The organism is Streptococcus handemini (assembly GCF_040984445.1).
GTDB lineage: Bacteria > Bacillota > Bacilli > Lactobacillales > Streptococcaceae > Streptococcus > Streptococcus handemini.
Genome location: NZ_JBFRYH010000019.1, coordinates 24,900 through 32,928 on the forward strand (window position 1 = coordinate 24,900; position 8,029 = coordinate 32,928).

8 protein-coding genes and 1 pseudogene are annotated in these 8,029 nt (G+C 43.4%); 6 read left to right on the top strand and 3 right to left on the bottom strand.

The window, feature by feature from the left end:
• Positions 1 to 63 precede the first annotated feature (63 nt).
• From ABPH35_RS04430 to ABPH35_RS04450, 5 genes are all read left to right on the top strand, one after another.
• The gene (locus ABPH35_RS04430; RefSeq protein ID WP_349988512.1) at positions 64 to 1,338 is read left to right on the top strand and encodes an MATE family efflux transporter; all 1,275 of its coding nucleotides are present in this window, start codon (positions 64 to 66) and stop codon (positions 1,336 to 1,338) included.
• Positions 1,335 to 1,952 (top strand): HAD-IA family hydrolase, encoded by a 618-nt coding sequence (locus ABPH35_RS04435; RefSeq protein WP_349988513.1) that lies wholly within the window; start codon positions 1,335 to 1,337, stop codon positions 1,950 to 1,952. Before ABPH35_RS04430 ends, ABPH35_RS04435 begins: the two co-directional genes overlap by 4 nt.
• Before the next feature lie 101 nt (positions 1,953 to 2,053).
• On the top strand, positions 2,054 to 2,488 hold the full coding sequence (locus ABPH35_RS04440) for a MarR family winged helix-turn-helix transcriptional regulator (RefSeq protein ID WP_349988514.1): 435 nt from the start codon (positions 2,054 to 2,056) through the stop codon (positions 2,486 to 2,488).
• Positions 2,489 to 2,503: 15 nt separating this feature from the next.
• Positions 2,504 to 2,866, top strand: coding sequence for a DUF1304 domain-containing protein (locus ABPH35_RS04445; RefSeq protein WP_368849625.1), 363 nt, complete (start codon positions 2,504 to 2,506; stop codon positions 2,864 to 2,866).
• Positions 2,867 to 3,247: 381 nt separating this feature from the next.
• Entirely contained in the window at positions 3,248 to 4,534 is a 1,287-nt protein-coding gene (locus ABPH35_RS04450) for an adenylosuccinate synthase (RefSeq protein WP_349988516.1), read from the top strand.
• A 215-nt stretch (positions 4,535 to 4,749) separates the two neighbouring features.
• On the opposite strand, the gene ABPH35_RS04455 is transcribed toward ABPH35_RS04450, so the two are convergent.
• On the bottom strand, positions 4,750 to 6,078 hold the full coding sequence (locus ABPH35_RS04455; RefSeq protein WP_349988517.1) for an NtaA/DmoA family FMN-dependent monooxygenase: 1,329 nt from the start codon (positions 6,076 to 6,078) through the stop codon (positions 4,750 to 4,752).
• Position 6,079: 1 nt separating this feature from the next.
• Entirely contained in the window at positions 6,080 to 7,060 is a 981-nt protein-coding gene (locus tag ABPH35_RS04460) for an NAD(P)H-dependent flavin oxidoreductase (RefSeq protein WP_349988518.1), read from the bottom strand.
• A gap of 117 nt (positions 7,061 to 7,177) precedes the next feature.
• On the opposite strand from ABPH35_RS04460, the gene ABPH35_RS04465 reads away from it, so the two are divergent.
• A complete protein-coding gene (locus tag ABPH35_RS04465) occupies positions 7,178 to 7,735 on the top strand; it encodes a TetR/AcrR family transcriptional regulator (RefSeq protein WP_349988519.1) in 558 nt (185 codons plus the stop codon).
• A gap of 91 nt (positions 7,736 to 7,826) precedes the next feature.
• On the opposite strand, the pseudogene ABPH35_RS04470 reads toward ABPH35_RS04465, so the two are convergent.
• Positions 7,827 to 8,029 (bottom strand): annotated as a pseudogene (locus ABPH35_RS04470) (IS982 family transposase); the annotation flags it as partial.

Below are 8,029 nucleotides of genomic sequence, written 5' to 3' on the forward strand. Positions count from 1 at the left end.
GAAATAATCTTTAAAAAATAATAGAAAGTGGAGGCAGGGGCAAGCTCTTTGCCTTTTTGTGATATGGTAGAATACAAAAAAATCATGCAGATAGCCTTGCCAGCCATGGCGGAAAATGGTTTACAAATGCTCATGGGAATGGTGGATAGTTACTTGGTGGCTAGTTTAGGATTAGTCGCTATTTCAGGAGTATCGGTTGCGGGAAACATTATTGCTATCTATCAGGCTATTTTTATCGCTTTAGGAGCAGCCATTTCAAGTGTTTTGGCACGCAGTATAGGTGCTGGTGATGAAAAGTCACAGGCCTATCATGCGACAGAAGCGCTCAAAGCCACCTTGCTATTAAGTCTTGTTCTGGGCTTGGTTTCCCTGATTTTTAGGCAGGATATGCTGCGTTTGCTAGGGACGGAAACAGCGGTGGCAGAAGCAGGCGGAATCTTTCTAGCCATTGTAGGTGGTACGATTGTCTTTTTGGGTTTGATGACCAGCCTTGGTGCTTTGGTGCGCACGACTGGCAACCCTCGTTTGCCTATGTATGTGAGCCTGTTCACCAATATCCTGAATGCCCTTTTCTCTAGTTTTTTCATTTTTATCCTCGGTTGGGGAATTGTAGGCGTCGCTCTAGGAACTGTTTTGGCTCGCCTAGTGGGTGTTGCAGTTCTGTGGAAATCCCTCACGATTTCCTTTGCCAAGCCTAGCTGGAGTTTAGATAGGGAGTTGCTGAGTTTATCCTTACCTGCCGCAGGAGAGCGCCTTATGATGCGGGCGGGTGATGTCGTCATCATCGTCCTTGTCGTACGCTTTGGAACACAGGCCGTAGCCGGCAATGCGATTGGCGAGGTGCTCACCCAGTTCAATTATATGCCAGCTTTTGGAATGGCAACAGCGACCGTTCTCTTGGTAGCACATAGCTTGGGGCAGGGAAATAGAGCAGAAATTGATCAGATAGCAAGGAAAACCTATTGGTTGACCCTAGGTTTCATGCTGCCCTTCGCTCTTCTGATCTATGCTTTTGGTACCCCTTTAACGCAGCTTTATACCCAAGATAAGGATGCAGTCGCTGCTAGTCTCTTGGTTATTCTCTTCTCGCTTCTAGGCGTGCCATTTACAGCAGGGACCGTCATCTATACGGCGGTATGGCAGGGATTAGGTAATGGAAAACTCCCCTTTTATGCGACAACGATTGGCATGTGGGGCATTCGAATTGGCGCTGGCTACCTGCTTGGCGTAACCTTGGGTCTTGGCTTACCCGGTATCTGGGCTGGAACGCTTTTAGATAATGCCTTTCGCTGGCTATTTTTAGGACTGCTTTATAAAAAAAGAAGGAGAACGATATGATAAGTTTTATTTGGGATTTAGACGGGACCTTGCTGGATTCTTATGATGCGATTTTGGCAGGTATTGAGGAAACCTACGCCTACTATGATCTGGAGTTTAATCGTGAAGCGATTCGGAGATTTATTTTACAGCATTCTGTGTGGGAATTGCTAGAAAAGGTAGCGGCGGAAAATGATTTAGACGCCCATGAGTTGAATATCTACCGTGGCAGTAGTTTGCAGGAGAAAAATGCGCAGATTCACTTAATGGCAGGAGCAAAAGAAGTGCTTGCCTGGGCAAAAGAGAAAGGCATTGAAAATTTTGTCTATACCCACAAGGGAGCAAATGCCCATCAGATCTTAGTAGATTTAGGGATTGCGCAGTATTTTACGGAAATTGTGACCAGTGCAGATGGTTTTGCGAGAAAGCCCCATCCAGCGGCTATCAATTATCTCGTTGAGAAGTATGATTTAGACAAGGCTAGCACCTACTACATTGGGGACCGTCAGCTAGATGTGGAAGTGGCGATCTATGCGGGAATTCAAAGTATTAATTTTCAGGCCTATCCGTCGCCCGTCAATCAGGAAATACAGAAACTTTTGGATATTCGAGAAAAAATCTTTTACAATCTCTAACTTTTTCAGAAAATTTCAAGCAAATAGCTTGATTTTTTCTTTTCATCAGTTTATAATTGACTAGTCAACAGTTGATAAATCAATTATAAAAAGGAAATAGCATGACAGCCATCCATCACATTCTTTACCAGCTTCATGTAACGGATCAAGCGGTGACTCAGTTATTTGAAAAACGCTTGGGCATCAGTTTGACGCGCTATGAGCTATTGCAGGTCTTATTAAAAGAGGCGCCCTGTAACCAGATTCAGGTTCAGAACGCTCTAAAAATCGACCAAGCAGCTCTGACGCGGCATTTTAAGATTTTAGAAGAAAAAGGTTATGTGACCAGAACCCGCAATCCGAAAAATCAGCGTGAAATTTTGGTTGATTTGACGGATTTTGCTAAAGAACAGCTCATCACTGACCCCCCCAGTCATCACTTAGCTGTAAAAGAGCAAATGGAAGGGGTTCTCTCTGAGAAGGAAAGTATTACCCTTCAAACCTTGCTAGATAAGCTGGTTGTTGGTTTAGAAAATATTGCTATTGAAAAAGATTAGAAAGAAGGAAAAACGATGTCCCTTATTACTACCATTTTAGCGCCCCTTGTTGCTCTTGAGCACCTTTATATTTTTTACTTAGAGACGATTGCTACTAGCTCTGACAAGACCAGTCAGACTTTCAATATGGATAAGGACGAGCTTGCTCGTCCCTCTGTGACAGTTCTGTTTAAAAATCAAGGTATTTACAATGGCTTGTTGGCGATTTTTCTCCTTTACGGAATTTTCATTTCTCATAGCTTGGAAATCGTTACGATTTTTGTCCTTTATGTGATTGGAGCTGCCCTTTATGGAGCTGCAAGCTCCAATAAGTCCATTCTCTTCAAACAAGGTGGCCCAGCGATTTTGGCTTTGTTGAGTATTTTGTTGATGAAGTAAAGAATGAAAGAAAAAAGAATGAGTGAAAGATTTATCGGGTTGAAATCTTTCGCTCATTCTTTTTTATGTATTGCTGGTGTATAGGTGATTAGACTGTTTTCGGCGGTTAAAATACGTATACGTATTAATTTGTTGTTACGAATTCGGATGAGAGAGTAGACTTAAGTCCAACATTCATTTACCCATCGTAAATGTTCAGTTTTTGCAAAAAATAGTGCTAATTTTTAAGGTGTATTCGGAGAGTTCACGTACAATACTAGAGTCTTATCTTGAAAAAACGGTAAAAATCGGATATAATGAATTGTAAGAGAAACTAGCAGGTGAGAATCCTGCCCTGCGTGAAGAAAGGAAGCAGACTTCGGTCGGCTGTAAATAAGAGATATGACATCAGTAGTAGTTGTAGGGACCCAGTGGGGGGACGAAGGTAAAGGAAAAATAACCGATTTCTTGTCTGCCAATGCAGAAGTAATTGCACGTTACCAAGGGGGTGACAATGCAGGTCATACCATCGTGATTGACGGTAAAAAATACAAGTTGCATTTGATTCCATCAGGTATTTTCTTCCCAGAAAAAATCTCTGTTATCGGAAATGGCATGGTCGTCAATCCAAAATCCTTGGTGAAAGAATTGAACTACCTGCATGAAGAGGGAGTAACGACAGATAATTTACGAATCTCAGACCGTGCACATGTCATCTTACCTTACCATATCAAGCTCGATCAGTTGCAAGAAGAAGCAAAAGGCGACAATAAAATCGGAACGACCATTAAAGGAATCGGCCCTGCCTATATGGACAAGGCTGCGCGTGTAGGAATCCGTATTGCAGACCTATTGGATTGCGAAATTTTCAGAGAGCGCTTGGAGCGTAACTTGGCAGAAAAAAATCGCTTGTTTGAGAAATTGTATGATAGCACAGCGATTGCCTTTGACGAAATCTTTGAAGAATACTACGAATACGGTCAACAGATTAAGAAATATGTGACAGACACGTCTGTTATTTTAAACGATGCTTTGGACCAAGGCAAACGGGTTCTCTTTGAGGGAGCGCAAGGGGTTATGCTTGACATCGACCAAGGAACCTATCCATTTGTTACGTCCTCAAATCCAGTTGCAGGTGGTGTAACCATTGGTTCAGGTGTTGGTCCAAGCAAGATTGATAAGGTAGTTGGGGTATGTAAAGCCTATACTAGCCGTGTCGGTGACGGCCCATTCCCAACGGAATTGTTTGATGAAATTGGCGATCGTATTCGCGAAGTGGGACATGAGTATGGGACAACGACAGGTCGTCCACGCCGTGTTGGCTGGTTTGACTCCGTTGTTATGCGTCATAGCCGCCGTGTATCAGGTATTACAAATCTTTCCTTGAACTCAATCGATGTCCTTTCAGGACTTGAAACGGTAAAAATCTGTGTAGCCTATGACCTAGATGGCAAACGCATTGATCACTACCCAGCAAGCCTTGAAGAACTCAAACGCTGCAAACCAATCTACGAAGAATTACCAGGCTGGTCTGAAGATATTACAGAGGTCCGTAGCCTCGAAGACCTACCAGAGAACGCACGCAACTACGTCCGCCGCGTCAGCGAACTCGTCGGCGTCCGCATCTCAACCTTCTCAGTCGGCCCAGGCCGCGAACAAACCAACATCTTGGAAAGTGTATGGGGTTGAAATAGTCCAGTGGACTATTTCAATCGAGAGATAGGAACTACCGACAGGTAGTTTTCCTCTTTTTGAGCTTACGCCTCCTCTTAATAAGATCCGGGGGACCTTTTTAATCTGGAGATAGGAACTTTGCGCAGCAAAGAGTGCCCTTTTTGGGTCTATACCTTGCTTTGAAAAAAGAAGAAACAGAAGTTCATTTTGAAATGGACTTCTGTTTTTTGCTATTCTTCTGTTCGAATGCCATATTGATAAGGCACGTCGAGGTGCTCGCGTAAGGTGGAACCTTCGTAGTCTTTGTGGAAGAGACCTCGTTCTTGGAGAATCGGGACAACCTCATCAACAAAGCGTGGCAAATCTACACCATAGGAATCTGGCATGACCCAGAATCCATCTGCAGCTCCTGCCTCAAACCAGTCTGTCAGATAGTTAGCAATATCCTGCGGAGTACCAACTGCAGCTGGGTGAAAGTCTATAACTGAGTGATAAACCACTTCACGCAGGCTCCAACCCTCATGCGCCACACGGATGACATTCTCTATTCGTGGATCACTGTAAGGAGTAATCTGAACAGCATCCAAAATATCTGGAGATATCGGTTGCTCAATGTCCGCTGGAGTGAATTCCACACCCAAAATATGACCGATATAAGCAATACGTTGTAGAAGAGTCTTACCGTCGATAAAGATTGCATGGCGTTCAATAGCTTCTTTCTTACTAGCTCCCATCAGAGGCATTACACCAGCAATAAATTTAATATCATCCGGCTTTCGGCCATTTGCAACGGCAGCCTCTCGCAGAGCCTGACGCATGGCCTGACCTTGCTCTATGGTATACAATTCACCAACAAAGACATCTGCATATTTACCTGCGTAGGCGATGCTATTTTCAGAGCCGCCAGAGTGAATAATGACTGGTTGCCCTTGTTTTGAAGGTGGAATTGGCAGAGTTCCTGTGGTCTGCACATATTCCCCTTTAAGGTTGACCGTTTTTACTTGGCTGTAATTCGCAAATTCCTTGGTCTGATGGTTCAGTTTTAAAGCATCTTCACCCCAAGTTGACCAAAGGTGTTGCACCACCTCCGTAAACTCGTAGGCTTTGCCGTAGCGGTCAAAACTGGAGGTCAAATTTACACCGTAAGCTTGTGCACTGACTCCATTGGCACCCGTCACAGCGTTCCAAGCCGCACGTCCCTTACTCACAGCATCTAAGGTTTTAAATTGTCTAGCTAATTCGTAAGGGTTCGACCAAGAAGTTGCTCGAGTTACACCTAACCCAATATGCTTGGTATGACTGCTAATAATGCTAGCAATCATAAGGGGATCCATCCCCATGGTCTGCATGTCACCATTATCACTAGCTTTTATTCCCGGAAAATCCCCGAAGAACATAAATTGGAATTTACCTTTTTCTGCCAGTTGAGCCGCATTGATATCAACTGAAATGTTTGGGTACTCTGTTAATTTAGCTTCTGGGTCCATCCATGATTTTAAATTCAAACCAGCTGCACCAAACATAGCTAATCCGAGTACCATTTGTTTTTTGACTGCCATATTATACCAACTCCTCAATTCCAGACATGAGCTTGTCCATGATGACAGCAACAGGCTCAATTGTATCAATCATGGAAATTCCGAGTCCAAAGGAAGCAAATCCCTTGGTCAAATCCCCAAATAACATGCCATCACGCATACCATTATAGCCGCGTTGCACCTCAAAAATTTCTTCCTCACTAGCACCAGCTTGACTCATTTCAAGCAGTTTATTCGGAATGACTCCTGGTAAGGAACGATAATAGGCTGGGACTGTACGATAGAGTAGGAGATCAGAAGCGTTTGCAGCCAAGGCTTGTTCTTTGATGTTTTGTGCTAGGATAGATTCTTCAGACATCATAAAGGCAGTTCCGACAAAGAGTCCCTCCGCTCCCAAAGCAAAGGCCGCTTTTGCAGTTCGTGCATCCGCAATACCACCGGCTGCCATTACTAGAACACGCCCCTTTGCGGCATCCACAATCATTGGAACAATTGAAAATGTGCCAATTGCCTTTTCAGGGACCGTTCCGCCTTCATCAAAACCGGTCGCAACGATAATATCTGCGCCACCTTGAATGGCTTCTTCCGTATTTTCCACTGTCGGAGTGGCCGCTCGAAAGACAACCTTAATCCCCTTATCATGAAATCTCTTGCTCCATTCGGCTGAAAATTCTCCCACCATAACCGCTACTTCAACATCTTCTTCTGCCATTAAATCCATCATAGGTTGTGTGAAAATATCCTTTGAGGGATGGCTTGGCGCGACATTTAGTCCAAGGGGGTTATTTGTAATTTGACGGGCAATGCGAATTTCGCGGCGCATATTTTCAACGGTTTCTTCCACAGTTGTCGCTACTACAGTTTGTCCTGCACTAATCCCTAGGACACCTAGTCCGCCTGCCGCACTCACTGCACCAGCGTAGGCTCCGTTTGTTAGCCAAGCTAAAGGGCCTTGAATAATCGGCTTTTCAATGCCTAATATTTCAGTAATACGATTTGCCATTTGTCTTCTCACTTTCTTTCTGTTATAATTTATATAGTACACGTGTCATTTAAAAGAGTCAATTGCCAATTTTTGCCAATTTGTCACTTAACAGACACAAAAGAAAGGACTGTCCTATTGAAACAAGACTTACGGTTCCAAAAAACGGAATTAGCTCTCCAAAAAGCCCTTTTGGATTTGCTCCAAACGAAGGATATCGCTAAAATCTCTGTGAAGGAGATTTGTACAGTAGCCCAAGTATCGCGTAATGCCTTTTATCAGCATTATGAAACCAAAGAACACCTTTACGATAATATGCTAAAAGAGATTTTGCTATCGATTGAGGAGGCCTGTAAGCCGCTTGCCAAAGATTTAGCCAGCATTTCGACAGCTGAACGTCGCTTGTTCTTGGATAATATTCTTCGGGCAGTGGAAGATCATCGCTTTGTGATCTATCAATTGTTGACCGGTCAGCCAGCTATTTTTTCAGCTGCTTTTCAAGAGATGCTCCTTTCTGCGAATCTGCAAGGCTGCAAGGAGATTATTGCTCCGCCTCACATCTCCTATATCCATGTGTTCTCGGGAGGGGTTGCTGCATTTGTCAACTATTGGTTGCTAGAGACTAGTTTTACCTTGGAAGAAGCTCAAGAAACACTATTCGCTATTTTAGGACAAATGATGGTTGTTTCAGATTAAATGTCTGCCGTTTGGCGAGAAAATCTTGCTCATTTCAAAAATGGAGGGGCAGTTTAGTTTTATTTAAGTTACATACACTATACTCGTGGTGCTAGTTAATCTCAAAGTATCTCAAATTATAAGCAAGTATAATTTGTTCAATTCTCAACTGCAATCCTGTTAAGCTTCTAGTTAATGTCTGTTCGACATCAAAAAGAGCACAAAGTTCTGAAAATCGAGTTTCAATAGTTCGTCTCATAGCCAACAATTTCCAATGATTATGTTGTTTAGCCCCTGTCATATTTTGACGCAAGG